The following is a 26133-nucleotide window of genomic DNA, read 5'->3' on the forward strand; positions in this document are numbered from 1 at the left end:
AAGACACCGGAAAGAAACAATGGAAATCATTGCTGAATACGGCCTGCTATTTATGGGCATGGCCTGCGTTTTTGGCTTTTTCATGGCTTGGGGGGTTGGTGCCAACGATGTGGCTAACGCGATGGGAACATCAGTTGGCTCGAAGGCACTAACAGTAAAACAAGCAATTTTAATTGCTATGATTTTTGAGTTTGCAGGTGCCTATTTAGCTGGCGGCTCAGTTACCTCGACTATTCGAAAAGGCATTATCGACCCATCCACTCCTGAACTATTAGCCAATCCTGATTTATTAGTTTACGGTATGTTAGCAGCACTGCTTGCTGCAGGTACCTGGCTATTAGTCGCTACTATGTTTGGCTGGCCTGTCTCAACCACTCACTCTATCGTAGGAGCCATCGTTGGCTTCGCTGCTGTAGGCATTTCGGTTGAAGTGGTGAACTGGGGGAAAGTCGGCACCATTGCCGCTAGCTGGGTAGTCTCCCCCCTACTCTCAGGTACCATTGCCTTTGGTATATTTATGAGTGTCCAGCGGCTTATTCTCAACACTGATAATCCCTTCCAAAATGCTAAAAAATACGTGCCTATATACATGTTCTTAGTGGGCTTCATGATTGCCATGGTCACACTAGTCAAAGGTTTGAAGCATATTGGCTTGGATCTCAGCTATGGCCAAAGTGCGATCATTGCTCTACTTGTTGGCGCCGTAATTATGCTGCTTGGCAAGTCACTATTGAGCAAAGTGAAAGAAGACCCTAAGGCTGATGAAAAATTTCACTTCAGCAGTGTAGAAAAAGTATTTGGCGTACTCATGGTTTTCACCGCCTGTGCCATGGCGTTTGCCCACGGTTCTAATGATGTTGCTAATGCTGTAGGACCGTTAGCTGCTGTAGTTGGTGTTGTGAAGTCTGGTGGAGAAATCGTATCCAAAACCAGTATGCCCTGGTGGATTTTATTACTGGGTGGCTTAGGGATTGTGGTTGGCTTAGCTACTTACGGCTATCGGGTAATGCAAACCATTGGTAAACACATTACTGAGCTGACACCAAGCCGTGGCTTTGCTGCTGAATTAGCTGCAGCAACCACTGTTGTACTAGCATCTGGTACCGGCCTACCCATCTCTACAACACACACGTTAGTTGGTGCTGTATTAGGGGTTGGCTTTGCTAGAGGAATTGGCGCTCTGAACTTGCGGGTTATTGGTAATATCTTTATTTCTTGGATAGTTACTTTACCAGCAGGTGCTGGCCTGGCAATTTTATTCTTCTATATTTTCGAAAGTCTTTTTACTTAAGCTGTTTTCCACTATAGCCAATAAGGTAAAAGCAAAATTAAGTATGCATGCAGTGAAGGCTGCATGCTTGCACGCCTTCTGACTTTAACTAAGCCCTAATCTACTACCTGACTAAAAATACTGACATATGGGCATGGGTAGCCACATAGTTACCATGAGCATGAAAAAGGTTTTCCCAGAAACCAGGAACATGGGAAGCCATAATAACCAGGTCAGCTTCAATTGCCTCTCCCGCATCACTCAACAACCTATCAAGGTCCGCAGCTGGGTCTGAAGCAGTAATTGGATGTCCGAACCCTTTCACACCATAAGTACTGTTCTGCATAGCAACAAACTCATCCAGCTTTTTGGCAAAAACCTCAGGGTTACGTGCCAGTTCGCTAGGTAAAGAACCCGTTACTGACACATAGTAGACTTCAGCACCATATAACTTTGCAAGATCTGCAGCAGCCTGTAATGCCTTACCCATTTTGTCTAGGTGAGTCAGGTCAATGGGAACCATAATTTTGGTATACATTGCAGTCTCCTCCACCTTGATTCAGGGAACGCTACTTAAAAGGTAGATACCCTGACTGTTGGCAGCAAGCCAGATACTTGCTTAAGGGCGCCTCTAATATTACAGCGAGGGCTAAGCTAGTTTAAACTATCTACTTTTTTATAACCCATGTCCTGATAATTAAGACTTTCCAAGAAAAAGGAAACAGTAGTTATGTGGTTGCACTATGCAGTAATTGGCTTGGCACTACTGGCCCTTCTAGGTGTTGTTCTAGAAGAAGTAATACATATCAACAAAGCCAAAATTACCCTTTTTCTTGGCGCCCTGGCCTGGATTCTACTCTTTGTTTCAAATCATGGTGGGCCTGAAAATCAGGAGACAATTATTCATGGTCTGGAAAGCAATATTGCCGAAATAGCCAGTCTTTGGCTTTTCTTACTGGCAGCGATGACCTTTGTTGCTTACCTCAACAAAAAGGGCATGATTGAAAACCTAATTTACCTGTTCCTCCCTAAGCAGGTTTCTGAGCGAAAACTGTTATTTTTAACTGGCTTGTTTTGTTTTATTTTTTCGTCCCTGGCCGACAATATCACAGCAACCCTAGTCTCCGTCACCCTGATTCTTTCCTTACGCATGGATACGGCAAAAACCCTACGGTTTGCTGCCCTACTAGTTTTTGCTGTTAATTCTGGCGGTGTGGCCTTGATTACTGGTGATGTGACCACCCTCATGATATTCCTACAAGATAAAGTAGAAATACTGGATTTATTAATGCTGAGTATGCCGTCCTTTGTTGCTGTTATGTTTATGGCAACCATACTAAGCCTGGGACTTTCGGGAGAAGTCACGGTGCAGCAGCATCGCGCTGAAGTGCGCAGTGTGGATATCATCATCGCTTGTGTATTTCTCTCTACAATCGTAGGCACAATTATTCTGAATGTTGCCTACCAGATCCCCCCCGTACTCACTTTTCTGTTTGGATTATCAATCATGTTTCTGGTAGCTCGCTTTTTCAATGATGATATTGAAAATGACCCTATTCTCGAATATATCCGCTCCATTGAATTCGAAGCCCTGCTGTTTTTCTTAGGTATTTTATTACTTGTAGGGGCTCTGAAAGAAATAAATGTATTAGAGTCTCTGCTATCAATGTACTCATTGGCATCACCACTAGTAGCAAACTATTTGATGGGGCTATTATCTGCCTGTATTGATAACGTTCCCCTTACCGCTGCACTACTAAAATCTGGCATTACTATGACCAAAGCAGAATGGCTAGGACTAACTTATGCTGTTGGTGTTGGAGGTTCACTGCTCATTATCGGTTCTGCTGCAGGCATAGTGGCAATGTCAAAAATACCAGGTCTTACCTTTGGCAAATACGCCCGTTATGGACTGGCATTGTTGGGGGCATACTCGGTTGGCTATGCAGGGGTATATTTGCTGGCAAATTATGTAATATAAATTACAATCGGGGAAAAGGCTAACTCACTATTCCTTTTCCCCAAAGAACAATTGCCCACTAATGAGCAATAGACTTTTTATGTCAGCGTTGTGAAAATAACGGATACGCTTGTGTAATTAATTCTATTATCAGGGAATGTCATATCCTTAATAAGCGTACCATCAGTGTTGTAGTTATAAATATGATTGGCTGAAGACAAGTACAAATCATTATTTGGCCCTGCAGCAATACCGCTGATATTAAAGCCAGTATTCTTATAAGATAATTGATTAAGTGCCAAGTCACGTATGGTAAACCCTTCCTGGGAGCCATTATAAGATGCATAAACTCGCTCACCTATAACGGTAACATCAGTGTAATTAATAGAACTGATGGGAAACTCCATGTCTTTTATTAAAGTACCATCTGTCTTGTAGTGATAAATATGGTTACCAGCAGCAACATAGACATCATTATTTGGGCCCGCAGCAATACCACTGGCTTTTACACCTGTATTAAAATAAGACAACTGGTTCAGATTCAAGTCACGAACAGTGACACCTAATTGAGAGCCTTCATAAGCAGCATACACTCTGTCGCCTTTAACAATAACACTGGTATAATTGATGCCACCATCAGGAAAGGTCATATCCCTAATTAACTTCCCGCTGTTATTATAGTGAAATATATGGTTATTTGAAGTTAAATACACATCATTATCAGGGCCTGCAGCAATACCGCTGAAGTTAAAATCTGTGCCAACAAAAGACAGCTGATTTAACTGAAAGTCACGTATGGTAAAGCCTCTTTGTGAGCCATTATAAGATGCGTAGACATTGTTATTATTCATGCTTGATATCCTTATCAATCCTTTTAACTGTTTTATACAGCTACTTTTATATACCAGCTACTTCATACCTGCTATGGTGATATCTAATCTCAACCTTTTTGTTAACCAAAGATTTAATAAAATGAAATAACTGGGTGCAATACAATCTTACACCAGTTTTATAAAATTATCTCATAAAAAAGTTGACTGATTTATTACACCCTAACAATTAATCAAACAGAAATAGTAACACATTTTACTGGATCAAAATGAGGGTTTTCCTCACCTGGGTAGCCTTTGGGATTACATAGTATTCGACAGTTTCCTAGTTTATAGTCAACGCTATTATGCAAATGGCCATGAATCCAACAAGTTGGTTGATGCCTTAGTATTAAGATTTCCAAGTCAGATACATAGGCCGCAGTGGTTATATCTTCCCGCTTATGTGCAGGAGCTGACATTGATAACCAGCAATTCTTGGGTCACCAAATAACTCAAAATTAGTCCACAATGTACACCCTAAAAAGTTAACTCCATTAATCGTGACATAACTATTTTCCAGTACCTGTATATTTGTAGCTTTAGTTTTGTCTTTCAGTTTCCCAATTAATTTAGGGTATGCATTGCCGTAAACTCGTGATTACCCAAAATATAAATTACAGGTTTATCAGTTATATTTTTTGCTGCCCAATCGACTCCATGCTCTTTCGTGTGAATATCCCCAGCTAAAACGACAACATCAGCATCACAGGACTCATATTGATAATATTTAAACTCAACATGCAAATCACTTAATATTTGTACCTTCATTTGATGTTTACTATCACTTTAAATCTAGCTAATTAAACTAAAACAGCAGAAGATTTAATCACAAGTCATCACTTCTATAACGAACCCAGTCGCCCCCTATAAAGCTCCGTTCAGCGCACCAACCTGGAGGCAAGTCAGCAATACTGAGTAATGTATTGTCTGTTGATATAACCTCTGCCATCCCTACTAACATTAAGTCTTCAGAAGCATTAGTAATACCACAAGTAAACGCCCATGAGTGATCTTCAGAGTAATGCACCACTGAAAGCACTGGTAAATGTTTCACCATTACTTGTCGTGTAGTAACAGTAACAACATTCTCTAACTGATCAAAAGGCCAATTCATGAGAAGTATTCCATAAGCTTAGTTAAACATACATTTTGAATAAAATAGGCTAAGAGGTTCAATAAGAGTATGTACAGCGAATCCAGCAATCAAGCCATACCCCCCACCACAATTAATTTTTAGGTGAAGAATAAAGCAGTTTATACTCTTCGCAAAGAGTATAGTTGCAAGATATGAGTATAAGGTCATAATTCCCTAGTTTGCAAAGAGAGTCGCGTGTGGAAATTTTAAACTTAAAGCTACTCGGGCGCCCCTTAAGGTTAGAGGGTACAATGTCTGGCTGGCAACGGCTGTATTGGGATCATCAAGTTGTCTCAGAAGTGGCTGCAACAACTGAAGCAGATGGTAACGCAACCCATATTTTTGAGCTACATGGTGAGCAAGGAGTTATCAAGTGTTACATTTCAGTGAGTATAAACTGGCACCCATTTGAAGTTAGCTATAGCGTTACTATTAATGATCAAATAGTTGATGAAGGAAAGCGATCTCTACAGGATCTAGAGCATTCAGCACCACAAGAAGTCATGCCAATCAAGAAGGAGCTTAACTTGGTAGGGTTAGCCTCACTGGGCTTTAAGCTGTTCAAAAGTGCCAAAGTAATTAAGGTGGTGTTAGCAGGTGCTAGCGTTGCTGCCTATTCCTGGTTTTTTTCTTTACAGTTTGCCCTTGCATTGATCGCTTGTTTAGTGTTTCACGAATATGGTCATATTAGAGCGATGAAATACTTTGGGATGAAGACCAAAGGTATATATTTAATCCCTTTTTTTGGCGGGCTTGCGTTAGGTGATGATAAAATAAATACCCGCTGGCAAGATGTTGTTATTTCTATAATGGGTCCAAGTTTTGGTTTATTTTTATCCATAGTGTGTTTGATTTTATACAAACTAACAGGAGAAATATTTTTTGCTGGTTTAGCTGGCTTTAACGCGCTTTTAAACTTATTTAACCTATTACCCATACTTCCACTTGATGGAGGTCATATATTAAAAAGCATCAGTTTTTCGATGGACAGCAAAGTGGGTATTGCAGCTTGCGCCTTAGGCGCCGCGCTGGGTGTATTTTTGAGTTATCAGTTAGGGCTAGCTTTACTTGGTTTTTTATTGCTAATCGGAAGCGTTGAAATATTAGCCGAATGGCGGTTAAGGCATGAAAGCAGGTTATATCCACTTGATGGTTATGGACAACTATTTTCACTGATTTGGTATTTACTAACTGTAAGCAGTTTAATTGGTATCATTTGGTACTTGTCAGGAACTGGAGATGCCTTACTGGGGCTACCATTGCAAGTGCTACAAAGCTAACTTTTTATAGACAATATTACTCTATAGGTAGTTATTCATAATATATAACTACCTAAGTAATTGTTTAATTTGAGTTTTTCAACTAACCAAGTCACTTATAAAGTGTTACATACTCTCAAAGCCTCCTTAACAATTTCAAATAAATAACTAGCATTAGCTAAAATTGACAGAATACTGACTTTAAAATAAAGACATTATTATCAATGATAAAGTGGTGGTGGCAGCTTATAGTAGTTTTATTCCTATGTTGTTCCCTCGCATCAGCAGATAAAATTATTCTTGCCACCGATTATTGGTGCCCCATTAGTTGTGAGCCTAAAAGTAACCAAGAAGGCTTCATGATTGATATAGCAAGAAGAGTTTTTGCCAAGCATGGGCATCAGATTGAATACCAAGTAATGCCATGGAACAGAACCCTTAGCATGGTTAGATCAGGTAAAATTCATGGTGCAGTTGGTCCTTATATTGAAGACTGTCCTGATTTTATTTTTCCAGAAAATGAACTAGCAATGATTGGTTTTTCAGTTTATGTAAAAAGTGAAAATTCTTGGATTTACAGTAGTATTTCATCACTAAAAGAAGTGCGTTTAGGTGTTGCAGCAAACTACTCTTATGGACAGGAACTGGACCTCTATATAGAAAAACACAAAACCAATAGAAAAAAGCTACAAATCAATTATGGCAATTTACCCGTCGAAAATAATATAAAGATGCTACTATCAGATAGAATTGATGCAGTAGTTGCAACTCAGCCAGTGTTTTTACATATTGCAAACAAGTTAAATGTAAACAACCAGTTAAAATCAGCGGGCATTATAAATAAACCAAAGAAAGCTTATACTCGATTCCGAAGTTTTTAATGCTTGACTAGCACGATGAGAGAGATTCAGAAGACTGGACTACAGGTATTGCTCCATTTCTTCGCCTAGCAAAGAACGATCAACACGACACCTGCAGACCAGTGATGGTGTAGTATATCGCGCTTGTATTTCAATAGCGACTTGATGACGACTTGTGTTGATTACCCCTATTCCCCATGTGATAAAGTTTGTTCAAACTCTAAACGACACCTTGACTGTTTCTTTTCAATCTCCTGGATTAAGTCGTATCCAGTGTCGCTGGTTAACTATTATGCTGATGGGAATTGGTGTCACTGGTGTATTTTGCTGGGCTGTTTTTGAGCGGTGTAGCTTAGGAGCATTCAAGCAGGACCAATTACGTTGGATGTTTTACCATAGTAAAATTGCCTGGTCATTGTTGTTGCAAGCCAGTGTCCGACAAGTACTCAATCACTATCATATTACGAGAGGAGTACTCATTTTTGACGATAGTGATAAAGTCCGCTCCAAGAGAACACGACGTATTAAAGGTGTGCATAAAATAAAACATAAAAAATCCGGCGGCTATGTTCAAGGGCAAGAGCTAGTGTTTATGCTACTGGTGACACCTGTAGCTACCTTACCGATTGCTTTTCGCTTTTATACACCTGATCCAGCGTTAAGTGCTTGGCGTCAGAAAAATAAAGCCCTAAAGAGGCTGGGTATTCCTGGAAAAGAAAGACCCAAAAAACCTAAGCCCAACCCAGATTATCCGACCAAACAAGCTTTAGCACTTGAGATGGTTGAAGCATTTTCATTGTCATTTTCTGATATAAAGATTAATGCGGTCATTGCTGATGCACTGTATAGCACAGCAGAATTCATGGATAAGGCTTCCATTGCGACGGGTGGTGCTCAAGTGGTGAGTCAATTACGCTCCAATCAACTAATCCTTTCCCAAGGAAAAAAAGTACGACTTACACATTACTTTGCACGCCAAACAGGCGTCGATACCAAGTTAATTATCCGAGGCCAAAAAACACAGTCAATCACCATGCTGGCGGCTCGGGTTTATGTGAAAGCCCATGGTAAAAAGCGGTTTGTGGTTGCTTTGAAATATGAGGGAGAAAAAAATTATCGATATCTAGTGGCATCCGACATGTCCTGGCGGCATGGTGATATTGCTAGGGTTTATACATTGAGATGGTTAGTTGAGGTTTTCATTGAGGACTGGAAGCAACATGCTGGCTGGAACCGATTGGCCAAACAACAAGGCGAAGAAGGATCAACGCGAGGCGTGATCATGAGCCTGCTGTACGACCATATGTTACTGCTACATCCAGAGCAATCCGTCCGCCTTGAAAATAAGCAGCCCGGGCTTCCTGTTGGCTGTTTGACTGAGCGAATCAAAACAGAAGCCCTAATAAAAACTGTAGAAGCAGTTGTCACGGCTGATGAACCAAAACAGCAACTGAAAGCCTTTACCGCTGCAATAATCAGTGTGCTTCCTGAGCGCCGCTCGAAAAAGCATTTAGCGGGTTTAGATTTGGGCAAACAAGAGCCCACTGACTCATTAAAATACAGAGCGGCTGCATAAATAAATTAGCAGTTATGTCAACCTAAAAAAACTTCGGAATCGAGTTATATTGCTTTTTCTCCTGCACTGCAATCATCAGAAGGGTATACAACACTCCTATCAGATGGTGTAACAGAGTTAAGGAAATCTGGAGAACTAACGGAAATATTGTCAAAGTATGGACTGACCGATTGGAAGAAGTAGACTGCCCACCATCTAATTCTTCAAACTTGAACCCCAGCTGGCGCTGTTGATTATCATTTATGAGCCTCAAAACCTGAGCACAAATATAGAACACTGAAGTGGGAGCTTGCTAGACGCCTACCACTCGATTATTTCCTCATTGCGGAAATAACTCACTTCTTACCATGACGCAGAAAACTCTACTAGAATGAATGACTTGGTTAAATTAAAGGCGGGTAGATTAGGCTTACAGGAATTTGAAGGATATACAGCGCTTTGGATGTCAAGGATTATTGAACTTGGAATTAAGATTGCGATTGATATTTATCTTAATGTTAGGCTTCGTATGTATTATAAACCATTATTACAATACAATAATACTTAGAGTAAAAACTAGTCATGTTGACAGAGAAGCAGAATAGCCACTTCTCTGTTAGCATCCACTCTTATCTTAAAGAGGGATTACATTCTCAGCCTGTGGACCTTTAGGGCCTTGAGTCACAGTGAACTCAACTTGCTGACCTTCTGTCAACACTTTAAAGCCTTCAGATTGAATAGCGCTAAAATGAACAAAAACATCAGGACCTGATTGTTGCTCTAAAAATCCAAAACCTTTTGATTCGTTAAACCACTTCACTGTGCCAGTTTTTTGATTAGACATGTATTGATCTTTACTCGTAAATTAACTTAAAACCTACACGCGAATACTTCAAGCGGGTAGAGGGTATAGCAGATAACAGGGGTGTACTTATGAAAAACTAGACGAGAAACTAAAAAAGAAACATCGTATAAACATAAACAAACGCCAGCATCTTCAATGCTGACTACATTGTACACAGTTATCTCAGTTAATCAATCATTAGAGAAAAAATAAACACATCTATCGTAATCAACAAATTCTGATACAATGCCGCGCATAAATGATACAGATTGAAACTTAGTACTTACCTTTTTATTGGTTGGCTATCTAAGTCCATTGTCAGACAACCAATGTTTTCAGGTCCTTTCATGAGCCAAACAGCTTTTTCTAGTCTTAAACTTAAGCCTGCATTACTCAACAACCTTGCTACTTTAAACTACCAAGAGATGACTCCTATTCAGGCACAAAGCTTACCTGCTGTTCTGCAAGGAAAGGATGTTATTGCCCAAGGTAAAACAGGCTCAGGTAAAACGGCAGCTTTTGGTTTAGGGTTACTTAATAAGCTGAATGAAAAGCTCTTTCATGTACAGTCTTTGGTGCTTTGCCCTACTCGGGAGCTTGCAGACCAAGTAGCAAAAGAAATTCGCAAGTTAGCACGTGCGATCCATAACATTAAAGTCCTTACCCTCTGTGGTGGCATGCCATTTGGACCTCAAATTGGCTCATTAGAACATGGGGCTCACATTATTGTAGGAACCCCTGGTCGGGTAGAAGAGCATCTTCGTAAAGGCACACTACAGCTAAACAACCTAACTACTTTGGTGCTCGATGAAGCAGATCGTATGTTAGACATGGGTTTTCAAGCTGCTCTTGATGCCATTATTAGTAAAGTGCCTGTTCAACGCCAAACTTTGCTATTCAGCGCCACTTACCCAGATCAAATTCAATCTATTGCCAAGCAAATTATGCAACAACCAGTCATAGTTCAGGTTGCTGCAACCCATGATAATGCCAGTATTAAGCAATACTTCTATAAACTGGAAAATAGCAAGCAACGCAGTACCGCACTTCGTCTACTCATTCTTAAGTATCGCCCGGAATCTACGGTTGTTTTTTGCAATACCAAACGAGAAGCGCAAGAAATTGCTGATGAGTTATGCAGTCACGGTTTTAGCGCCTTGGCACTACATGGCGATTTAGAACAAAAAGCCCGCGATCAAACTTTAGTGAGATTTGCTAACAAAAGTGCATCCATTCTTGTGGCAACGGATGTGGCTGCTCGTGGCTTAGATATTGATGCACTAGATGCTGTCATTAACTATCAGGTTGCCCGTGATAGTGAAGTGCATGTCCACCGCATTGGTCGAACAGGAAGAGCCGGTAGTAAAGGGATTGCCTGCACTTTATATAGTGATAATGAAAGCTATAAAATTGCTGGCCTGGAAGACTATCTAAACCATGTAATTACACCAGAGCCTTTACCCCCTTTTAGCTTATTAGAAAAAACTTCTTATAAACCACCAATGGCCACCCTGCAAATTGATGGCGGAAAAAAACAAAAGGTAAGACCAGGTGATATTCTGGGTGCACTCACCGGAAGCAATGGGATCGCAGGCAAACAGGTCGGTAAAATTCATATTTTCGATTACTGCGCCTATGTAGCTGTCAATCGAGAGGCTTGTAAACCGGCCCTTAAAAAATTGAGTGAAGGAAAATTAAAAGGACGTTCATTTCGAGTTAGGCGGATACGAGGGTAACTTCGTATCTTCTACTTCATAAGAGAACCCTAATAGCAGAACCCTATATTGATAACCCTCACAATTCCTAATTAAACCGCCTACCAGTCAACTATAATGACTAAATGGGCTGTTTTATTGCCCCAAGCTGATGCAACTCATTAACATGGAAGTTATCTATATTCCTTCTTAGTTTCCAAGGCTGTGAATATATGCAAGCCTCAAGCACACTAAGAGGAAAACTAGCTAAAATTGTAAGAGACTTAACCAACGAAGGCCTAACCGAAAGAGCATTAGAAGAAGGGCTAAAACTTTGGAAACAAACATCAAAATAAAGAAAGCATGTAGTTTATTAAGCAAACTAATAATTTCCCTAGTATTAATTTGCCCTAATCTTGCTCATAGTGAAAGCGAAAACAAAATTATTATCGCTAATGGAGAGTGGTACCCTCTTATATCCAAAAACCTTAAGCACTTTGGCGTCCTTTGTCATATTATGAGTGAAGCATTCGCCCAAGAAGGCGTACAGGTTGTTTATAAATGGGTTCCTTGGAAAAGAGCTTATAAAGATACTCAAACTGGCAATTATGATGCAACAGCCGCCTGGGTACCAACACCTGAGCGTAAACAGCTTTTTTTATTTAGCGATACAATGTACACCAACCAAAAAGTATTTTTTCATTTAAAAAACTATGACTTTGACTGGAAAACAATTGCTGATCTGCAAGGGCTATCTATTGGTGGAGCAATAGGTTACACCTATGGTGCAGAATTTGATAAAGCAGCAAAAGAAGGAACGCTTAATATTCAATGGACAAAAACAGACAAACAAAACTTCAATAAACTACTTGCCAAAAGAATCCAAGTATTTCCTCAAGAAGTAGAAATAGGTTATGGCTATATTAGTGAGTTTCCAGCAGAACAAGCAAAGCTATTAATACATCACCCCAAACCACTCATGCAGACAACTCATCATTTAATTTTTTCTAAAAAGCTCAAAAAAAATACTAAGCTAGTTCAACTATTCAACAGCGGCTTAAAAAAATTAAAAGATAGTGGAAAATATAACGACTTTATTACAGCATCACGTAGCGGAAAGTATATACAGGCAAAATAGCACTGAGTACAACCGATACAAAGCTTTTGTTGTTTACTTATTACTTGTTATAATTAAAAAACTTTAATTATAGGGTAGCAGCTGCTATGGAAAAACTACGAGCATTTATAAAGCAGTCCTTGATTGGTGGCATTCTAATCCTACTGCCTATTGTTATTTTAGGGGCAGTTTTCCGCTGGGTTTTTTACTTTGTTACAGATCTTATACAACCCATGACGGATTATATGAGCGCCCATTATCACTTACCAGAGTTAGTAGCTGATATAGCTGTTATCGCTCTCATTATGTTTGCCTGTTTTGCTATAGGTACTTTAGTGTCGACAAGTGTTGGTACATGGATTCATAGTCACTTCGATAAATACCTTGATAAACTCGCCCCAGGCTATCGCATCATTAAAGAAATTGTTAGCCAAATTGTAGGGGACCCTAATTCATCCCCTTTTACCAAAGGAGAAGTGGTAAGAGTACAACTGTTTGGTGAAACTTGTGAAACCACCGTAACAGCCATTGTAACTGCACGGCATGAAGACGACACTGTAACCATCTTTATGCCAACCGGACCAAACCCAACATCTGGTAATATCTATCATGTACCTGAAAAATTAGTCACTTATTACCCTGATGCCAGTGTTGAAAAAATGATGAAATCAATCATTGCATGTGGAGCCGGCAGCGACAGCCTGTTTACCAGCAACAATAAAAGCTAGTCTGTTCTTAGATCTTCTTCAGTATTCTGGCTGGTGGTCCATGTGTAAAACTGGCCCACCAGCTTTACGACTATGCTAAAAAATAACTATAGTATTCTTGATTTAAGTCTAGATTTTTTGACACCTTTGTTTAATGTCTAATATTGTACCGTACATATCACCATTATCACTTATTACTAGAGTAGTGTCTGGTAAAGGAATAGGAATATCAGATATTCCGCTAAGAAACTGATTCATTTTGCCAGGATCATAAGCCAAGGCCTCTTCCCTACAATACACTACCACTAATTTAGGGCCAAAGTTGCTTGCTACGCGCCCTCTTAGAAAGCCGCAATAATCAGGCTCATCGTCAAGAATGTAAGCATACCCTTTTGGGATATTTTTCCTATGAGCCTCCTTTGCATCAAAAAGCTCACCATCTGGGTATATCCAAAAAACATAATCAGGTGATAAATGAGTAAACTCCTTAATTGCCTTTCTTCTGCCTCTATATTTTTTGGCTAAAAAAGGAAACAGCTCAGCAGCTTTCTCTCTTTCTATCGAACCAATGGTAATCAATAATATCTCCCATCAATATCAGTTTATTTCTTAGATTACAGATAGATTAATTTGCATCACTAAAATTATACTCATGATTAAGTATTATTCTATACAAGATACTTGAGTTGGGCTGATCAAATATCAGCTCTTATCCAATTACCTTATTTAATTACAAAAAGCTTTCCAACTACCCAAATAAATCCTTTACCAAGATAACCTAATGGACCATATATGGTTTCTTGATTTAACGCTATATTAATTTTTGAAAAAGCTACTTGGTTTTTCAATGTTTTACGACGAGCTTCGATTGAGTCTAACTCTGTTTGGATACGATTCAGCTCTTTTTCGATTTTTAGAATATCACTTACTTCAGTTGCTTGATTCAATAAAGTTATAAACTTTACTCGAAGCGCTGACAAATTTGTTATTTTTGCTTCTATATCAATTATCTCCTCAGTTACATCTTCAGAGTGCAATGATTTGGAAGTAACATCACCTAACGAAGAAAGTTGCTTAACCAGATGCTTGTGCCACCATTTTTTTCACCTTTTCGGCAGCAGTAGCAGGTTCTTTTACATCTAGTTCAATATCAGCAGACTTAATAATAAACCGATCCGTCTGACTAATACTATCACCAAAGCTAGATACAGTAGCTTTTTTATATGCTTCTATGTTTGCACACCCTACTAATAGTGAAAATAATACAATACTCAATAATACTCTAAATATATACATCAATATCTCTCAATCCAAAATTTTTAAATAACTACTAGCTAATTATGCTTTCAATTTTTCTCGTGTTTCAACCAGAATTTTACCCAACATGTTTTTACCACTACCATCGCCACCATCACCCCAATATGCATCATTTTCAGAATGCTCAATGATTTGAGCATCACCAGTCGATAACAACAATGATTTTAACTCTGCATGCTGGGAAAACTTGGCCATTACAGCTTCTCGCATGATATTATCTTTAATCGACTCCCAGTTTCTTCTTAGTTTTTTCTTTCTATCCCGTCCTTTTCGAGCAGCGTCCATAGGTGTTTTGGCTTTTATTATGTCATTTTGATCAGACATACTTTCAAATTTCATGGCTTGAAAATAGTGCTCTGACGTCAAGTATCTCTTACCCTTGATTTTAACCGGATATCTTGCAAAATTAGAGAAATCACCAAAATCATCATTTACGCTGTAAAATTTTATTATTTCCATCAATACTTATTTCCTAATAAAGGGTTTCGACAAGATACCAGCAAGACGTCATAAAACAGAGTAATTAATGAACGGCACCATAATACACTATTTCTACCATGTTTTAACTGAAAATATCTGACAGATCGCCCCCTTATGTAGTGTTTAAAGTTCAGCATAAGGACTTCGAATTGAGGTGTTAGAATGACTAGTCCATTATTCCTACCCATGTAGAATCAGGTAAACCCTCATCCATTGAACCGCCTGGTGCACACGCGCTAGAAAAGTAAGGGTGTTTTTTGAAATCACCTTTAAAATAACTGATAGCATCTTGTTTCGCAATATGAAAAGGTAGCCCCAGCAGAACGCCTACACGAAAGAGCCTTTGTATAGCCTGACACTCAGTACGCTGTTCATTACGCTCACCTCGTATATGCATGACCTCGTGAACATAAACAATTGCACTATATTTTTCCCGTTTGGTTACACTATGAGGATCATCAAGATAGTCCATTAATTGAGCACATAGTGGATATTGAAGAACAATACGTCCTGTTTCAATAGTTGCATGACCTGCTACAGTTGCGGCATTATCAAAAATGGCATCAATCGGAGTATTACAATGAACTTCTGCATCACTCCGGTTAGCTATCTCGCTGGCCAGATTTGTTAAAAAACTTTCAAAGCGCCAATAGCGAATGGGAGACCAAGCAGATAACAGAGTCAACACGACCAAAACAGCAATATATCCACGATCAAAATTAGTAAAAGCTTTCTCTTTTCTAAATTCACGAAATATTAACCAACAAAAAAACAACGACACTAAAATTAACATGGCTGTGTATCAAAATTGAACATGATATGTCCTTTCTTACACTTTTACTAAAAGCTACTAACCTTTAGTGCTTCATGAATACAAAGCATCCGTTAGCTATGATGATAAAGCCCAAATTTTACGTGGCAAGTTACCCTCTCCATTAGACCACTACAACCAGTTTAAGCATAACTTAAGCCAACTACCCTAAGCGATAACCAGTAGTGTGCTAACAAGATGACACTGTTTACTATTGAGATAACTAAGTTCTCCTGACATTTTTTCTTCAGCTATTATTTATACAAATAAGGATCAAATCGAACACTGCTCATGAGAGAACTGTGTATAAGATTAGTAATTATTCTGATACTACTCAACAACTTACCATTAGCTCATTCCAGGGAAACAATCGATGTTGTGACCAGTGCATACGAGCCCTATGTTATTGAGGATAACCAAATAGCCAGTGGCATATTTCCAGATATTGTCAATACTGTTTTTAGTCTGCAGGACATTAAGGTTAGGTTTCAATTTCATTCCTGGACGCGCGGTGAAGATTTAGTTAAAAAAGGAATGGTTTTTGCTACATTTCCCTATATTATTAATACACAACGTACCGAGCTATTTGAGTTTTCAGACCCTGTTATCTATTTTTTTCCAAAGTTTTTTTATCTTAAACAGAATTTTCCAGAAGGCTTTTCATGGCATAACTTAAAAGATTTTAAACCCTATATTATCGGTGGCGTTTTTGGTTATTGGTATGAATCTGCATTTAGAGAACAGAAAATTGAGGTTCATTATGTCACTACAGACACACAAAATATTTACAAGTTAATGTATGGCCGTATTGACTTTACCTTAATTGATGAACTAGTTGGTTGGAAGCTTATAGAAAGTATCTATCCACAACAGAGACGGGTATTTGCTGTCGCTAAAAAGCCAGAAAGCAGCAGCACTTTTCATTTAATGATTTCACGATCCTACCCCCACGCCAACAAACTGACAGAGCAATTTAATAAAGGGCTTAAACGTATTAAAACCAATGGCACTTACCAGCGAATTTTTCGGCGCTATGCTGTACCAATGGAGTATGCCACTTCTTGGTAATGATACCTGTATCTATATTAACTCAAGCTGGATTAACTCAAGCTGGATTAACTCAAGCTGGATTAACTCAAGCTGGATTAACTCAAGCTGGCATAGCGACCTGCAAGGTAATAAAAAAAGCAGGCCGCTAGCTTTCTAGAGCCTTTGCGCTCTAGTTCTATAAGTATAGCTTGTGGACCATCAGGCCACTATATCTCTTTGTTTTGAAGTTATTTAGTTTAAGGCGCCTCTAGATTAAGGACAGCAAGAAGGGCTAAGTTCTGCTTGATTTTTCCTGTAAACCGCTAACATTAGATGTTCATGCTCGAATCGGTTCAGAAACTTATCCGCTCTTTCAACAGGGCTATGTAAGTATTGATCTGGACCTAGCATCTTCCGCTGATTTAAACTCTCTGTATCAAGTAATGGAAAGTCCACTTTCTCTATACTTGCCTTCCAACCCGGATATCGCTCTGACCAACCTTGCCAAAAACGGTTAATAAGTTGGCTTTTTAATGAATAACCGTGAAAATCAAATGCAACTACCCCATTCGTTACAAAAATATGACTTCCATAAAACCCTACTTTTGGCTCTATCTTCAAAGCATAAAACCCTTTATCTGGGAATTTTTTTAGATATACACCTGCTAAAATATGGCATGCCCCAAAACCAAAAAATACTCGATCAGGCAGATTCCATCTTTTTACCGGATGTTTTTTTATCCCAGGTTTTGGAAAGTACAATGATATCCCCCTCCAATAAATTAAAGCTGTTTTTGCACTCTTAACTCTTGAAGTTTAATTTCAATAATCCAACGAATAAACCTGCCAAACATTCCCAAAGCTAAGGAAATACTCAAAAGCATAAAAAACATTACACCAATAACCTCTCCTGGTGAGCCGGTATATTCAGGCTGTGATGTATAATAATAACGCTGCCCCCAAATTAGAACCAATGGCAACGCAAAAAGTAAAGATACTTGCCAAAACCGTTTCCAGCTGGTCATGCAAATAGGAATAACAAAAAGCATCAAGCACCCAACAATCAAAAGTATCAAAAAAGTTTCCATCTTTACTACTTACCTACTAATAACAATCGTATTACCTCTTTCCTTTCTCATTCTGAAAGATGCTACCAGATGAGCCTAACAGATACTGATATGTATTATTAACCTTACTCCACCAACCGATCAATAATTCCACACTCTGGCTGATCATCACCTGCACAACTGTCCAGCATTTGTTCTAGTGAGTCTGCCAATTGTTCAAGCTCATTAATCTTGGTTCTGACTTGTTCTAATCTAACAGCTACTTTTGCTTTGACATCACGACTTTGCCGATCTGGTTTTTTATATAAAGAAAGCAGGTCTTCACACTCACTTAATGAAAAACCAAACCCCCGCAACTGATGGATAAGCTTCAGGCTGCCTATATCTTCCTCACTATATGACCGATAGCCATTATTTAAACGGCGAGCTGGTTTAATTAGCCCAATACTTTCATAGTAACGGATGGTTTTTGCTGTTAAGCCTGATGCCTTGGCGGCTTCGCTGATATTCATGGGTTTAAAAACCTGCTTTTTCATTATTACTTTACTGGTGTCCAGCGCTGTAAGAATAAAGAGTTGGTAACAACAAACAAACTGCTAAGCGCCATTGCCGCTCCAGCAACGGCAGGGTTTAAATAACCGAGCGCTGCCACGGGGATTGCCAGGCAGTTAAAGAAAAAAGCCCAAAATAAATTCTGACGTATTTTCCAATAGGTTTTGCGGGCAATTTCCAGGGTGGCAGGGACCAATATTGGATCCGGTCTTAATAAGGTAACAGCTGCTGTCTCTTTGGCTACATCGGTACCACTTCCCATGGCTATGCCAATATCTGCTGCTGCCAGCGCAGGCGCATCATTTACGCCATCACCGACCATTGCTACACAGTTTCCTGCATTTTTTAGGTTTGTCACTCGCTGGGCTTTTTGTTCGGGCGATACGCCTGCCTGCCATTGATTAATAGCTAATTCAGCAGCAACACTAGTGACTACCGACTCACTATCACCACTTAACAACTCAGGCTGGCACTCAAGCTGATGTAATTTAGCGATCGTTGCAAATGCATTGGTTTGTATTGGGTCTGACAACAGATAGGCTCCTACTACTAGCCCATCAACGGCCACATAAGCCACCGAAGCAATTTCTGCGTTAACTCGGTTTTCTAATTGTTCAGAACATAAAAGATTAAAGCGTGTTAATAACTTACTATTTCCAACCACAATTTGTTTGCCATTCACCGTTGCTACAATGCCTTCTCCTGGGTAGTTAATTAATTGGTCGACAGGCTCAATGGTGAGTTCATTAGTTTTAGCATATTCAACTGTCGCCTTTGCAAGCAAATGCTCGCTAGCTTGCTGAGCGCTTGCAGCCAAAGACATTAACTGTTGTTCGTTAATAATATTTTTATAAAGTAAGTCAATAATTACTTTTGTTACTGTTGGCCGGCCTTTAGTCAACGTGCCTGTTTTATCAAACACCACTTTATTCACCTGACGGCTCTGTTCCAACACAGCAATATCTTTAATTAATATCCCCGCCTTGGCAGCGGCACCAGTGCCAGACATAATTGCAACCGGTGTGGCAAGCCCTAATGCACAAGGGCAAGCAATCACCAATACAGCAACCGCTGCTAAAATAGCTTGATTAACATCACCCACTCCAAGCCACCAACCTAGCCCTGCTAACAGGGCTATGACACAAACCACTGGCACAAAATACTGACTAACTTTATCTACCAATCGCTGTATGGGAGCTTTATTGGACTGAACCTGCTCAATCCAGTTAATAATTTTTGCCAGCGTAGTCTCATTACCTACCCGAGTTGCCCTCATGGTTAGGGCCTGACCACCATTAATGCTGCCTGCCACCAGCTCATCTCCTGGCTGTTTTAAAACAGGCACACTTTCACCAGTGACAACGGATTCATCCAGCTCACTGGTTCCTGTAATCACTTCACCATCAACAGCGACTTTTTCTCCTGGCTTAACCAGTAGCAAATCATTAACTCTGACATTAACTAAAGGGACGACAGATACCTGTTGATTGCCATCTAATTTATTAACAGTATCTGGCTGTAGCTCCATTAGTCGAGTTAAAGCTGAGGCGGTTTTTTGGGTGGCCCTACTTTCCAACCAGTTACCTAATAAAACAAAGCTAATAACTAATGCAGCCCCTTCAAAATACACTGGTTGGTTTAGCCCAATTAGCAGCACAACCAGGCTATAGCTGTAAGCGGTTACAGTACCTAAGCTGATTAGCACATCCATATTGGCATAGCCGGCTTTAATTGCCTTTATTGCGCCCAAATAAAACTGACGACCAAACCACCACTGGACAGGAGTAGCCAGCAACCACTGCCACCACTCAGAAAGTAATGGCTGATCAAACAGCAACATAGATAGCATGTTAGTTAACAAGGGTAATGCCAAAGCCCAACTGCCAAGAAGATTGATCCGCTGTTGGTACTCTTTGTTTTGAGCCTGCTGTTGTTGTTCTCGGTGACGTTGCCGAGCATTATCTAAATCTGACAATATCGCTTGATAGCCTAGTGTTTTCACCTTATCAACAACTGAAGCTATTGCTTCTTCTGAAACAGCGACTGATAACAGCCCACTGGCAAAGTTGACCGCCGCATGATCAACTTGCGGCAATTGTTGTACTTCACGCTGAACTTTATTGGCACATCCCTGACAGCGCATACCAACCACTGCAATTTGGTATTCATTGAGTGCAGCTTCAGTCATATGTTTATCCCTCTAGTGATGCTTATGTCACTACAGCCTGTTTAATAAGAGTACAACTAACTATAAAGGTTCTAGTTACTAGAATGTAAAGCTTGATGTAAACCCACTATGCCTTCGTTTTTACGCCTAGTCAGACGGGCACCTTGGGCCAAAACTTTTTCAAGTTATTTCTCGGATGTTCCTATTATTTCTCAGATGTTCCTAAGCAGAAATAAAAACGGTAATGTCAGACTCTATAATCAACTGAAAGTAGCTATGTGACGTTTCATAAATACCCTTTATGTCATCTTGAAGAGGGTATATGGTGCGGCCATCGAATGACGAGACCCCATGAGCCCATAAATAATAGGTGATTGGGGTGAAGAGTGATGATAACAAAACCTAGAAGCCATTCGTGAAGGGTATAGCTACTTAATTAGAGGCCTGACGACTATATTAGTGTTAATCACAGGCCCTAAAACAATAAAAAAGGATAAAACCAGGTGTCTAAACTTCAACTTGCAACCATGTTAACCAACCTGATAGAAATTCCATCTATCAGCTGCACTAATCCAAAACTTGATCAAAGTAACCGCCCTGTTATCGATTTACTGGCCAACTGGTTAAGTGAGCTTGGCTTTAAAATTGAAATTATTCCTCTACCCAATCAGCCGCAAAAGGCAAATTTAATTGCCACCTTAGGTAGTGGACCAGGAGGTTTAGTGTTAGCAGGCCATACAGATACCGTCCCTTATGATCAGCAGCGATGGCAATATGACCCATTCAAGTTAACGGAAGCAGGTAATAAATGGTATGGCCTTGGTGTTTGCGATATGAAAGGTTTTTTTGCCTTAGCCATTGAAGCCATTAAGCCCTTTTTAGATAAACCCCTAAAACAGCCACTGATTATTCTTGCCACTGCCGATGAAGAATCCTCAATGGATGGTGCTCGTGCATTAGCCAAAGCAGGTAAACCTAAAGCCCGCTATGCAGTTATTGGTGAGCCAACGGGTTTAAAACCCATTTATATGCATAAAGGCATCATGATGGAAAGAGTGCATATTAAAGGCCAGGCGGGGCACTCCAGCAACCCAGCCTTAGGTATAAATGCAATTGAAGTGATGCACCAAGTTATTGATACCATTTTAAGTTTTCGTACCGAGTTAGCCACACGCTATAACAACCCACTTTTTGAAGTGCCAGCCCCCACATTAAACCTGGGCTGTATTCATGGTGGTGATAACCCTAACCGGATATGCGGCGAATGTAGTTTAGAGTACGACTTACGCCCGCTACCTGGCCTTTACTGTGATGAGCTAAGAGAAATGCTGCAAGCACGTATTTCACCTATCAGCCATGATTATCAAATACCTATCAGTGTTGAAGCAATTTTCCCTGGCGTGGAAGCGTTTGCTACAGATAAAAACAGTACTTTGATAAAAACAGTTGAAACATTAACCGGGCATCATGCAGAATCAGTTGCTTTTGCCACAGAAGCCCCTTTCTTACAAGAACTGGGGATGGAAACAGTGGTACTTGGCCCTGGTAATATTGATCAAGCCCACCAGCCTGATGAATATCTATCAATGGATACGGTAAAGCCGACAGTTAGTTTACTTCAACAGTTAATTAGTGAATTTTGTTGTTAGTGTAGATGTAATGCCATGGTTGATTTCTCTTCCCCTGAATATGTAAGTTTTTTTCGCCACTCATCGCCCTATATTAATGCTCACCGAGGCCGCACCTTTGTGCTCATGATTGGTGGTGAAGCCATTGCTGATAATAACTTTGGCAACATCATCCATGACATTGCGCTTTTAAATAGCTTAGGGGTTCGTTTAGTTGTGGTTTTTGGTGCTAGGCCTCAAATTGATCAATACCTTAAAGAACGACAAGTGGCGTGCAAATTTCACCAGCATCAACGTATTACTGATAAAGAAGTACTGGAAAGTGTTAAAGATGCGGTAGGCAATTTACGGATTAAAATCGAGTCCATGCTTTCAATGGGGCTGGCTAATTCCCCAATGTACAATGCAAGAATTCGAGTAATAGGCGGCAACTTCGTTACAGCCAAGCCTATTGGGGTAGTAGATGGGGTAGACTTTTTGCACTCTGGCGACGTACGCCGTATCGACCGCAAGGCCATTTCCCAACAATTGGATGATGGTTATGTAGTGCTATTATCTTGTCTTGGCTCTTCACCGACAGGTCAAGTATTTAATCTAGCAACAGAAGATGTGGCCACACAAGCCGCCATTTCACTTGGCGCAGAAAAATTGATTATCTTTGGCTCTAAGTCAGGTATACAAGATAACAACAATCAGCTCATCAGAAGCATGAAACCAGCAGAAGCCTTGCGGATATTAAAGCAATCAACGTCACTTGAAACCAAACGCTTATTATCCGCAGCATTAACTGCTTGTGAAGGCGGAACCGATCGAGCTCATATAATCAGCCACCAGCAAGATGGTGCATTATTACAAGAACTTTTTACCCGCGATGGTTCCGGTACCCTGATCACTCACGATGGATATGAAGAAATTCGTCAAGGCAACATTGAAGACGTTGGTGGTATTATAAAATTAATTCAACCTTTAGAAAAACAGGGTGTTTTAGTTCGTCGTTCAAGAAAGCAAATTGAACAAGAAATTAATTTATTCACTATCATTGAACGGGATGGCACGATTATTGGCTGCGCAGCATTTCACCCCTACCCAGATAGCGACAGCGCAGAGCTTGCTTGCGTAGCAGTCCATCAAGATTATCGCGGTAATGATCGTGGCAACTTGTTGCTTCAACACAATGAAGAAGCAGCAAGAAAACAAGGAATCAAAGCACTTTTTGTACTGACCACCAAAACCGCCCATTGGTTTTTAGAAAGAGGCTTTGAAGAAACCACACTTGATGAACTACCCAATGCCAAAAAAAATACCTATAACCCTAAACGAGGCTCAAAAGTTTTTGTTAAAAAACTATAACTAAAAGTAATCTATGCTGGCTCGAAAAAGCCAGCTAATTGCATAAAAGAACCAGTAAAGCTAGCAACACCTTGCAAGTTTTTTATGCCAAGTATAACCTGAATAGAATGAACACTTTTTCATTAAAATCTGTACTAGGTACTTTAGGGTGTATTGGGCTATTTTTTACACCCTTCCACATTTGGGCCCAAAGCCTTAAAGTTGGTTACTTTAATTTAGTGCCCCATATAGAAGAAGGAACAAGCAACACACCAACCAAAGGCCCAGCCATCAGTTACCTTAAAAAAGTGATGGAAAAAGCTGGCGTAACAGAACTTCAGATCCCACCAAAGCCTTACCCATTATCTCGTTTATTACAAGCGCTTGAATCAGGCAAAATAGACTTAGCTGTTGCATTAGGTAAAAGCCCAGAAAGAGCAAAGAAATTTGCCTACCCCTCAAAACCCTTCTTACAAATGCAGCCAGCCTTCATGCTATTAAAAAATTCACCTTATGACATCCTACACTCTATTAAAGATATATTATTAATGAATATTGGCATATATGAAAAAGGGTTTTTATCCCCATTAATGAGGGACAAGCGTTTAAGAGTAAAACCTTTGAGTGGTAATAACGTTATTTTACGAAATTACAAAATAATGTTGCGAGAACGGCTCGATGCAGTTTACTCACCTGACAGCTATGAATTAATCTACACAGCAAAGGCCAATAGCTTTTTCAACAATATCAAAGTAGTACCCTTACCAGAGCCTAAGGTAGGACTATACACAGTTTTTTCAAAAAAAACGGCAATCAAATATATTAAGAGCTATGAAAAAACACTAAACGAGATAGAGCCTTACGAAACCCACTTAACTAGATTTATTAATGACAACCTCTAATTATCTACCTACAAGATCAATTACCAACTAAAAAGCAAATACTTACCAGCTAAAAAGCAAACTCATTATACAAGGATAATATTATATTCAGCCCATCACTAACTGCTTACACATAATACAAACTAGCAGTTTTATATAAACTTCAATAGACTATTTATTTGATTTCCAATTCAAGATAGATTACCGTCTTGACTCCCAATCCAAAAAACAATTAAAAAATTAGTGAGGGATTACCCATGCTATTTAAAAAAGCTCGGCTTTTATTATCTGCTCTTTGTTTAGCAACTGCTAGCAGTGCAACCCTAGCAAGCGAGTTAATTACAGAAGTAAATGTTAATGAACGCATGTATCCAGATGCAAGCGCTCACTTTAGTAAAACAATTGATCTGGGTACAGAGCAATTAGTTTCTTCTGTTGGCTTTTTAACTGACTGGTGGCAAAAGCGCCCAACAGAAATTCGTGTTTATGAAGCAAACAATGGTGAAAAAGGCCGGCTGATTGGTTACAAACAATTTTTCACCTATCTTGATAAAGTGTGTGGCAGTAATTTTGCCTCAAAATGTAAATACCCACAAAACCCAGTAGGCCGTTTAACAGTACCTGTATATAGCACTGTTTCATCTATTGTTGTTGAAGCTGATGGTTTATTAAGCAAACCAAATGAATTTGCTATATTAAAATCAATTCAAGTTTATCATTAAGTAATTAAATTGTTAGTGCATACTGTATTAGAAAAAACAATTCTTGTTGGTATGCACTAATAAACAGCTTATCTTACCTGATTAACTATAGTTTTTATTTTAATAGCTCGCTTTCATCTAATACCCGCTACTTTTATTTAGTTACTCCAGTCAGTTCTAGCAAATTATTTTGCTAATATATTTCACCTCACGCTAAAATGATTCTGGCTTACACAAACCAGCCGCTATCGAGGGTAGATAGTGGAATCACAAAAAATCAGGACGATAAAAAATGAAATTAACATTAATAGCAGTATTGGTTACAGCTTTTTCATCAGTATCTTCTGCAGATGTACAACCAATTGAGATTGGTACTCCCGAGCCAGAAATGACAAGTGCATCTTTTGAAAGCAACTCTGGCTTATTACAAGACGAAGACTTTACTAGAAACATAGTCATGGAAGTAGATCGAATTACAGTTGTTGCTCCAAATCACCTGCGAGGCAGTATATTTCCTATCCCGCAAGCAGTAATCGATGAATTCTGCGGTGATATTGATGGTTGTAGAATGCGTATGGCTATGTATAACTGGGATGGGACAGGTCGCACAGCATCTAGATCAAATTTGTTTTATTACAACAGTACTAATAATGCTTGGCGTGCAGAAGGTGGTGATGCTCAAGGCACTGATGTTAATGGGACAACACAGCATATTATGCAGTCATGGTCTTGTTATTTCACTGATGGCAACTATAACAACTGGAAAAATCTTGGAGATTCTGAGCCGGGTTTTGGACTATTATCCTGGAATCAATACAATGCAGAAGAGTGTAGATTAACCATTATCGACTAGTAATAAAACGGGGCTTTGCAAAGCCTACCCCCTACTTAACTGATT

The 26133-nt window shown here is 39.5% G+C and carries 30 protein-coding genes; 15 read left to right on the forward strand and 15 right to left on the reverse strand.

What is annotated here, in order from left to right:
- Nucleotides 1–19 precede the first annotated feature (19 nt).
- On the forward strand, nucleotides 20–1291 hold the full coding sequence (locus tag OQE68_RS07880; RefSeq protein ID WP_180568650.1) for an inorganic phosphate transporter: 1272 nt from the start codon (nucleotides 20–22) through the stop codon (nucleotides 1289–1291).
- Between the two features lie 103 nt (nucleotides 1292–1394).
- Here the strand turns inward: OQE68_RS07880 and OQE68_RS07885 are convergent, their stop codons facing one another.
- Nucleotides 1395–1808, reverse strand: a complete 414-nt coding sequence (locus OQE68_RS07885; protein ID WP_180568651.1) for a universal stress protein — start codon at nucleotides 1806–1808, stop codon at nucleotides 1395–1397.
- Between the two features lie 192 nt (nucleotides 1809–2000).
- Here OQE68_RS07885 and nhaD point away from each other — a divergent pair, with 192 nt between their 5' ends.
- Nucleotides 2001–3251, forward strand: a complete 1251-nt coding sequence (nhaD, locus tag OQE68_RS07890) for a sodium:proton antiporter NhaD (protein ID WP_180568652.1) — start codon at nucleotides 2001–2003, stop codon at nucleotides 3249–3251.
- 77 nt (nucleotides 3252–3328) lie between these two features.
- On the opposite strand, the gene OQE68_RS07895 is transcribed toward nhaD, so the two are convergent.
- The 4 genes from OQE68_RS07895 to OQE68_RS07910 form a co-directional block, all read right to left on the reverse strand.
- The gene (locus OQE68_RS07895; RefSeq protein WP_180568653.1) at nucleotides 3329–4081 is read right to left on the reverse strand and encodes an NHL repeat-containing protein; all 753 of its coding nucleotides are present in this window, start codon (nucleotides 4079–4081) and stop codon (nucleotides 3329–3331) included.
- Nucleotides 4082–4293: 212 nt separating this feature from the next.
- Entirely contained in the window at nucleotides 4294–4521 is a 228-nt protein-coding gene (locus OQE68_RS07900) for a metallophosphoesterase family protein (protein WP_255490863.1), read from the reverse strand.
- A 145-nt stretch (nucleotides 4522–4666) separates the two neighbouring features.
- A complete protein-coding gene (locus OQE68_RS07905) occupies nucleotides 4667–4870 on the reverse strand; it encodes a metallophosphoesterase (RefSeq protein ID WP_255490864.1) in 204 nt (67 codons plus the stop codon).
- Between the two features lie 58 nt (nucleotides 4871–4928).
- Entirely contained in the window at nucleotides 4929–5216 is a 288-nt protein-coding gene (locus tag OQE68_RS07910) for a hypothetical protein (protein WP_180568654.1), read from the reverse strand.
- Nucleotides 5217–5434: 218 nt separating this feature from the next.
- On the opposite strand from OQE68_RS07910, the gene OQE68_RS07915 reads away from it, so the two are divergent.
- The 3 genes from OQE68_RS07915 (at nucleotide 5435) to OQE68_RS07925 (ending at nucleotide 8932) form a co-directional block, all read left to right on the forward strand.
- Nucleotides 5435–6517 (forward strand): site-2 protease family protein, encoded by a 1083-nt coding sequence (locus tag OQE68_RS07915; RefSeq protein WP_180568655.1) that lies wholly within the window; start codon nucleotides 5435–5437, stop codon nucleotides 6515–6517.
- A gap of 203 nt (nucleotides 6518–6720) precedes the next feature.
- A complete protein-coding gene (locus tag OQE68_RS07920) occupies nucleotides 6721–7377 on the forward strand; it encodes a substrate-binding periplasmic protein (protein WP_255490865.1) in 657 nt (218 codons plus the stop codon).
- Nucleotides 7378–7531: 154 nt separating this feature from the next.
- On the forward strand, nucleotides 7532–8932 hold the full coding sequence (locus OQE68_RS07925) for a transposase (protein ID WP_266195417.1): 1401 nt from the start codon (nucleotides 7532–7534) through the stop codon (nucleotides 8930–8932).
- A 613-nt stretch (nucleotides 8933–9545) separates the two neighbouring features.
- Here the strand turns inward: OQE68_RS07925 and OQE68_RS07930 are convergent.
- Nucleotides 9546–9755: a cold-shock protein gene (locus tag OQE68_RS07930; RefSeq protein WP_180570687.1), complete on the reverse strand. Its 210-nt coding sequence runs from the start codon at nucleotides 9753–9755 to the stop codon at nucleotides 9546–9548.
- A gap of 347 nt (nucleotides 9756–10102) precedes the next feature.
- Here OQE68_RS07930 and dbpA point away from each other — a divergent pair, with 347 nt between their 5' ends.
- From dbpA to OQE68_RS07950, 4 genes are all read left to right on the forward strand, one after another.
- Nucleotides 10103–11491 carry an ATP-dependent RNA helicase DbpA gene (dbpA, locus tag OQE68_RS07935; RefSeq protein ID WP_180570688.1) on the forward strand — a complete coding sequence of 463 codons (1389 nt, stop codon included), beginning with the start codon at nucleotides 10103–10105 and terminating at the stop codon, nucleotides 11489–11491.
- Between the two features lie 191 nt (nucleotides 11492–11682).
- Nucleotides 11683–11805 (forward strand): hypothetical protein, encoded by a 123-nt coding sequence (locus OQE68_RS07940; protein WP_255491033.1) that lies wholly within the window; start codon nucleotides 11683–11685, stop codon nucleotides 11803–11805.
- Nucleotides 11784–12587, forward strand: a complete 804-nt coding sequence (locus tag OQE68_RS07945; RefSeq protein WP_353618579.1) for a substrate-binding periplasmic protein — start codon at nucleotides 11784–11786, stop codon at nucleotides 12585–12587. Before OQE68_RS07940 ends, OQE68_RS07945 begins: the two co-directional genes overlap by 22 nt.
- Nucleotides 12588–12673: 86 nt before the next feature.
- Nucleotides 12674–13294 carry a DUF502 domain-containing protein gene (locus OQE68_RS07950; RefSeq protein WP_180570690.1) on the forward strand — a complete coding sequence of 207 codons (621 nt, stop codon included), beginning with the start codon at nucleotides 12674–12676 and terminating at the stop codon, nucleotides 13292–13294.
- A 108-nt stretch (nucleotides 13295–13402) separates the two neighbouring features.
- Here the strand turns inward: OQE68_RS07950 and OQE68_RS07955 are convergent, their stop codons facing one another.
- From OQE68_RS07955 to OQE68_RS07975, 5 genes are all read right to left on the reverse strand, one after another.
- Entirely contained in the window at nucleotides 13403–13852 is a 450-nt protein-coding gene (locus OQE68_RS07955) for a hypothetical protein (protein ID WP_180570691.1), read from the reverse strand.
- A 143-nt stretch (nucleotides 13853–13995) separates the two neighbouring features.
- On the reverse strand, nucleotides 13996–14310 hold the full coding sequence (locus OQE68_RS07960) for a DUF4349 domain-containing protein (protein ID WP_255491034.1): 315 nt from the start codon (nucleotides 14308–14310) through the stop codon (nucleotides 13996–13998).
- A gap of 37 nt (nucleotides 14311–14347) precedes the next feature.
- Complete coding sequence (locus OQE68_RS07965) at nucleotides 14348–14569, reverse strand: hypothetical protein (protein ID WP_180570692.1); 222 nt, start codon at nucleotides 14567–14569, stop codon at nucleotides 14348–14350.
- A 42-nt stretch (nucleotides 14570–14611) separates the two neighbouring features.
- On the reverse strand, nucleotides 14612–15049 hold the full coding sequence (gene ybiA, locus OQE68_RS07970; RefSeq protein ID WP_180570693.1) for a riboflavin biosynthesis intermediates N-glycosidase: 438 nt from the start codon (nucleotides 15047–15049) through the stop codon (nucleotides 14612–14614).
- A gap of 187 nt (nucleotides 15050–15236) precedes the next feature.
- Nucleotides 15237–15863 (reverse strand): hypothetical protein, encoded by a 627-nt coding sequence (locus tag OQE68_RS07975; protein ID WP_180570694.1) that lies wholly within the window; start codon nucleotides 15861–15863, stop codon nucleotides 15237–15239.
- A 396-nt stretch (nucleotides 15864–16259) separates the two neighbouring features.
- Between OQE68_RS07975 and OQE68_RS07980 the strand changes: the two genes are divergently transcribed.
- Entirely contained in the window at nucleotides 16260–16949 is a 690-nt protein-coding gene (locus OQE68_RS07980; protein ID WP_219340172.1) for a substrate-binding periplasmic protein, read from the forward strand.
- Between the two features lie 234 nt (nucleotides 16950–17183).
- On the opposite strand, the gene OQE68_RS07985 is transcribed toward OQE68_RS07980, so the two are convergent.
- The 4 genes from OQE68_RS07985 to OQE68_RS08000 all read right to left on the reverse strand — a co-directional run bounded on the left by OQE68_RS07985 (nucleotide 17184) and on the right by OQE68_RS08000 (nucleotide 20717).
- A complete protein-coding gene (locus OQE68_RS07985) occupies nucleotides 17184–17672 on the reverse strand; it encodes a hypothetical protein (protein WP_219340173.1) in 489 nt (162 codons plus the stop codon).
- Nucleotides 17673–17692: 20 nt separating this feature from the next.
- Entirely contained in the window at nucleotides 17693–17998 is a 306-nt protein-coding gene (locus OQE68_RS07990; protein ID WP_180570695.1) for a hypothetical protein, read from the reverse strand.
- Nucleotides 17999–18102: 104 nt separating this feature from the next.
- Nucleotides 18103–18513 carry a Cu(I)-responsive transcriptional regulator gene (gene cueR / locus OQE68_RS07995; RefSeq protein ID WP_219340174.1) on the reverse strand — a complete coding sequence of 137 codons (411 nt, stop codon included), beginning with the start codon at nucleotides 18511–18513 and terminating at the stop codon, nucleotides 18103–18105.
- Nucleotides 18514–18515: 2 nt separating this feature from the next.
- Nucleotides 18516–20717 (reverse strand): heavy metal translocating P-type ATPase, encoded by a 2202-nt coding sequence (locus OQE68_RS08000; RefSeq protein WP_180570696.1) that lies wholly within the window; start codon nucleotides 20715–20717, stop codon nucleotides 18516–18518.
- A 482-nt stretch (nucleotides 20718–21199) separates the two neighbouring features.
- On the opposite strand from OQE68_RS08000, the gene argE reads away from it, so the two are divergent.
- From argE to OQE68_RS08025, 5 genes are all read left to right on the forward strand, one after another.
- The gene (gene argE, locus OQE68_RS08005; protein ID WP_266195568.1) at nucleotides 21200–22345 is read left to right on the forward strand and encodes an acetylornithine deacetylase; all 1146 of its coding nucleotides are present in this window, start codon (nucleotides 21200–21202) and stop codon (nucleotides 22343–22345) included.
- Nucleotides 22346–22360: 15 nt separating this feature from the next.
- The gene (gene argA / locus OQE68_RS08010; protein WP_180570697.1) at nucleotides 22361–23674 is read left to right on the forward strand and encodes an amino-acid N-acetyltransferase; all 1314 of its coding nucleotides are present in this window, start codon (nucleotides 22361–22363) and stop codon (nucleotides 23672–23674) included.
- Nucleotides 23675–23781: 107 nt separating this feature from the next.
- Nucleotides 23782–24555, forward strand: coding sequence for a substrate-binding periplasmic protein (locus OQE68_RS08015; RefSeq protein ID WP_180570698.1), 774 nt, complete (start codon nucleotides 23782–23784; stop codon nucleotides 24553–24555).
- A gap of 236 nt (nucleotides 24556–24791) precedes the next feature.
- Complete coding sequence (locus OQE68_RS08020; protein ID WP_180570699.1) at nucleotides 24792–25256, forward strand: hypothetical protein; 465 nt, start codon at nucleotides 24792–24794, stop codon at nucleotides 25254–25256.
- A 271-nt stretch (nucleotides 25257–25527) separates the two neighbouring features.
- A complete protein-coding gene (locus OQE68_RS08025) occupies nucleotides 25528–26088 on the forward strand; it encodes a hypothetical protein (RefSeq protein WP_180570700.1) in 561 nt (186 codons plus the stop codon).
- Nucleotides 26089–26133 lie beyond the last annotated feature (45 nt).

The organism is Spartinivicinus marinus, from assembly GCF_026309355.1.
Lineage (GTDB): Bacteria > Pseudomonadota > Gammaproteobacteria > Pseudomonadales > Zooshikellaceae > Spartinivicinus > Spartinivicinus marinus.

What these genes read in the sequence shown, in the direction of transcription:
- OQE68_RS07880 (WP_180568650.1), top strand. Translation starts at nt 20, where the DNA reads ATGGAAATCATTGCTGAATACGGCCTGCTATTTATGGGCATGGCCTGC.
- OQE68_RS07885 (WP_180568651.1), bottom strand. Translation starts at nt 1,808, where the DNA reads ATGTATACCAAAATTATGGTTCCCATTGACCTGACTCACCTAGACAAA.
- nhaD (WP_180568652.1), top strand. Translation starts at nt 2,001, where the DNA reads ATGTGGTTGCACTATGCAGTAATTGGCTTGGCACTACTGGCCCTTCTA.
- OQE68_RS07895 (WP_180568653.1), bottom strand. Translation starts at nt 4,081, where the DNA reads ATGAATAATAACAATGTCTACGCATCTTATAATGGCTCACAAAGAGGC.
- OQE68_RS07900 (WP_255490863.1), bottom strand. Translation starts at nt 4,521, where the DNA reads ATGTCAGCTCCTGCACATAAGCGGGAAGATATAACCACTGCGGCCTAT.
- OQE68_RS07905 (WP_255490864.1), bottom strand. Translation starts at nt 4,870, where the DNA reads ATGAAGGTACAAATATTAAGTGATTTGCATGTTGAGTTTAAATATTAT.
- OQE68_RS07910 (WP_180568654.1), bottom strand. Translation starts at nt 5,216, where the DNA reads ATGAATTGGCCTTTTGATCAGTTAGAGAATGTTGTTACTGTTACTACA.
- OQE68_RS07920 (WP_255490865.1), top strand. Translation starts at nt 6,721, where the DNA reads ATGATAAAGTGGTGGTGGCAGCTTATAGTAGTTTTATTCCTATGTTGT.
- OQE68_RS07930 (WP_180570687.1), bottom strand. Translation starts at nt 9,755, where the DNA reads ATGTCTAATCAAAAAACTGGCACAGTGAAGTGGTTTAACGAATCAAAA.
- dbpA (WP_180570688.1), top strand. Translation starts at nt 10,103, where the DNA reads ATGAGCCAAACAGCTTTTTCTAGTCTTAAACTTAAGCCTGCATTACTC.
- OQE68_RS07940 (WP_255491033.1), top strand. Translation starts at nt 11,683, where the DNA reads ATGCAAGCCTCAAGCACACTAAGAGGAAAACTAGCTAAAATTGTAAGA.
- OQE68_RS07950 (WP_180570690.1), top strand. Translation starts at nt 12,674, where the DNA reads ATGGAAAAACTACGAGCATTTATAAAGCAGTCCTTGATTGGTGGCATT.
- OQE68_RS07965 (WP_180570692.1), bottom strand. Translation starts at nt 14,569, where the DNA reads ATGTATATATTTAGAGTATTATTGAGTATTGTATTATTTTCACTATTA.
- ybiA (WP_180570693.1), bottom strand. Translation starts at nt 15,049, where the DNA reads ATGGAAATAATAAAATTTTACAGCGTAAATGATGATTTTGGTGATTTC.
- OQE68_RS07975 (WP_180570694.1), bottom strand. Translation starts at nt 15,863, where the DNA reads ATGTTAATTTTAGTGTCGTTGTTTTTTTGTTGGTTAATATTTCGTGAA.
- OQE68_RS07990 (WP_180570695.1), bottom strand. Translation starts at nt 17,998, where the DNA reads ATGGAAACTTTTTTGATACTTTTGATTGTTGGGTGCTTGATGCTTTTT.
- cueR (WP_219340174.1), bottom strand. Translation starts at nt 18,513, where the DNA reads ATGAAAAAGCAGGTTTTTAAACCCATGAATATCAGCGAAGCCGCCAAG.
- OQE68_RS08000 (WP_180570696.1), bottom strand. Translation starts at nt 20,717, where the DNA reads ATGACTGAAGCTGCACTCAATGAATACCAAATTGCAGTGGTTGGTATG.
- argA (WP_180570697.1), top strand. Translation starts at nt 22,361, where the DNA reads ATGGTTGATTTCTCTTCCCCTGAATATGTAAGTTTTTTTCGCCACTCA.
- OQE68_RS08015 (WP_180570698.1), top strand. Translation starts at nt 23,782, where the DNA reads ATGAACACTTTTTCATTAAAATCTGTACTAGGTACTTTAGGGTGTATT.
- OQE68_RS08020 (WP_180570699.1), top strand. Translation starts at nt 24,792, where the DNA reads ATGCTATTTAAAAAAGCTCGGCTTTTATTATCTGCTCTTTGTTTAGCA.
- OQE68_RS08025 (WP_180570700.1), top strand. Translation starts at nt 25,528, where the DNA reads ATGAAATTAACATTAATAGCAGTATTGGTTACAGCTTTTTCATCAGTA.